This window comes from Tepidimonas sp., assembly GCF_036824975.1.
Taxonomy (GTDB): Bacteria; Pseudomonadota; Gammaproteobacteria; order Burkholderiales; family Burkholderiaceae_C; genus Tepidimonas.
The window spans coordinates 10,637-12,614 of sequence record NZ_DAISZC010000066.1; the positions used below are offsets into that span (position 1 = coordinate 10,637).

The following is a 1,978-nucleotide window of genomic DNA, read 5'->3' on the forward strand; positions in this document are numbered from 1 at the left end:
CCCCGAACCCGCCTCTCTCATCGAGTATCCCTGCCACTTTCCGCTGAAAGTGATGGGCCCGCGCGCAGACGGTTTTGTCACGGCCATCGCGCACATTGCGCGCCAGTTCGACCCGACGTTCGATGCCGCCACCATCGAGCAGCGCCTCAGCCGCGGCGGCAACTACCTGGGCCTGACGCTGGTGGTGCGGGTGACGTCGCGCGCGCAGCTCGACGAGCTCTACCGCACGCTGTCCACCCATCCGATGGTGCGGGTGGTGCTGTGATCGTGCGCGAGCTCGGCCAGGCCGACTACGCCGCCACCTACGCGGCCATGCGCGCCTTCACCGAGGCACGCACCCCGCACACCCCCGACGAGCTGTGGCTATGCGAGCACCCGCCTGTGTTCACCCAGGGCCTGGCCGGGCGCCCAGAGCACGTATTGCAGCCGGGCGACATTGCGGTGATCGCCACCAACCGCGGCGGCCAGGTCACCTACCACGGCCCGGGGCAGGTGGTCGCCTACCCGCTCGTCGACCTGCGCCGCGCCGGCTACTTCGTCAAGACCTACGTGTACCGGCTAGAGGAAGCGGTCATCCGCACTCTGGCCGCCTTCGGCGTGACGGGGCACCGGGTGGCGGGCGCCCCGGGCATCTATGTGCGGCTGCACGACCCGTTTGCCCATGCGGCACTGGCCGGTCCGCGCCCGGGCCACGACCCCTTTGCCGGGCTGGGCAAGATCAGTGCGCTCGGCATCAAGGTGCATCGCCACTGTGCCTACCACGGCGTGGCGCTGAACGTGGCGATGGACCTGAGCCCCTTTTCCCGTATCAACCCCTGCGGCTACGCGGGCCTGCGTACAGTGGACCTTGCTACCATCGGCGTTGCAGCCACGCTGCCAGAGGTACGCGACGAACTGGCACGCCAGCTGGTGGCGCTGCTCACCCCCCGGGGCTAAAGCGCAGCGCCACTCTGCTCTCCCAACCGCTTGCAGGAACCCTCCATGTCCTCCGACACCGCCATGCCCGCTGCCCAACCAGCCAGCGCTGCGGCGACCGGCTACGACCCCAGCGCCAAGCAGAAAAGCGCCGCCAAGACGGCGCGCATCCCGATCAAGGTCGAACCCGCCCCCGTGCTCAAAAAACCCGAGTGGATCCGCGTCAAGGCCGGCGGCCCCGGCACGCGCTTCTACGAAATCAAGGACATCTTGCGCGCCAACCGGCTGGTGACGGTGTGCGAGGAAGCCTCCTGCCCCAACATCGGCGAGTGCTTCGGCAAGGGCACGGCCACCTTCATGATCATGGGCGACAAATGCACGCGCCGCTGCCCGTTTTGCGACGTCGGCCACGGCCGCCCCGACCCGCTCGACCCCGACGAGCCGGAAAATCTGGCGCGCACCATCGCCGCGCTGCGGCTGAGCTACGTCGTCATCACCAGCGTGGACCGTGATGACCTGCGCGACGGCGGGGCGGGGCATTTCGTGGCCTGCATCCAGCGCGTGCGTGCCCTGTCGCCGCAGACGCGCATCGAGATCCTGGTGCCCGACTTCCGTGGCCGCGACGACCGTGCACTGGAGATCCTGTCGGCCGCGCCGCCGGACGTGATGAACCACAACTTGGAGACGGTGCCACGGCTGTACAGGCAGGCGCGGCCGGGGTCGGACTATGCGTTTAGCCTCAACCTGCTGCGCAAGTTCAAACAGCGCTTCCCGCACATCCCCACCAAAAGCGGGCTGATGGTGGGGCTGGGGGAGACCGACGAGGAAATTCTGGACGTCATGCGCGACCTGCGCGCGCACGGCGTCGATATGCTCACCATCGGCCAGTATCTGGCGCCGAGTCCCCACCACCTGCCGGTGCGGCGCTACGTGCACCCGGACACGTTCAAGGTGTTCGAGCAGCAGGCCTACGCAATGGGTTTCAGCCACGCGGCGGTGGGCGCCCTGGTGCGCAGCAGCTATCACGCCGACCAGCAGGCCCGCGCCGCGGGCGTGGTGGGCT

At 68.6% G+C, this 1,978-nt stretch carries 3 protein-coding genes; all 3 read left to right on the forward strand.

The features are described from left to right. Positions 1 to 265, forward strand: a 265-nt coding sequence (locus V7Z54_RS08075) for a YbeD family protein (protein WP_443082456.1), incomplete at its 5' end; no start/stop codon positions are given. A 47-nt stretch (positions 266 to 312) separates the two neighbouring features. Next, the gene (lipB, locus tag V7Z54_RS08080; protein ID WP_334135712.1) at positions 313 to 936 is read left to right on the forward strand and encodes a lipoyl(octanoyl) transferase LipB; all 624 of its coding nucleotides are present in this window, start codon (positions 313 to 315) and stop codon (positions 934 to 936) included. A 63-nt stretch (positions 937 to 999) separates the two neighbouring features. Continuing rightward, positions 1,000 to 1,978: lipoyl synthase (gene lipA / locus V7Z54_RS08085; RefSeq protein WP_334135713.1), on the forward strand; the 979-nt coding region annotated here is incomplete at its 3' end.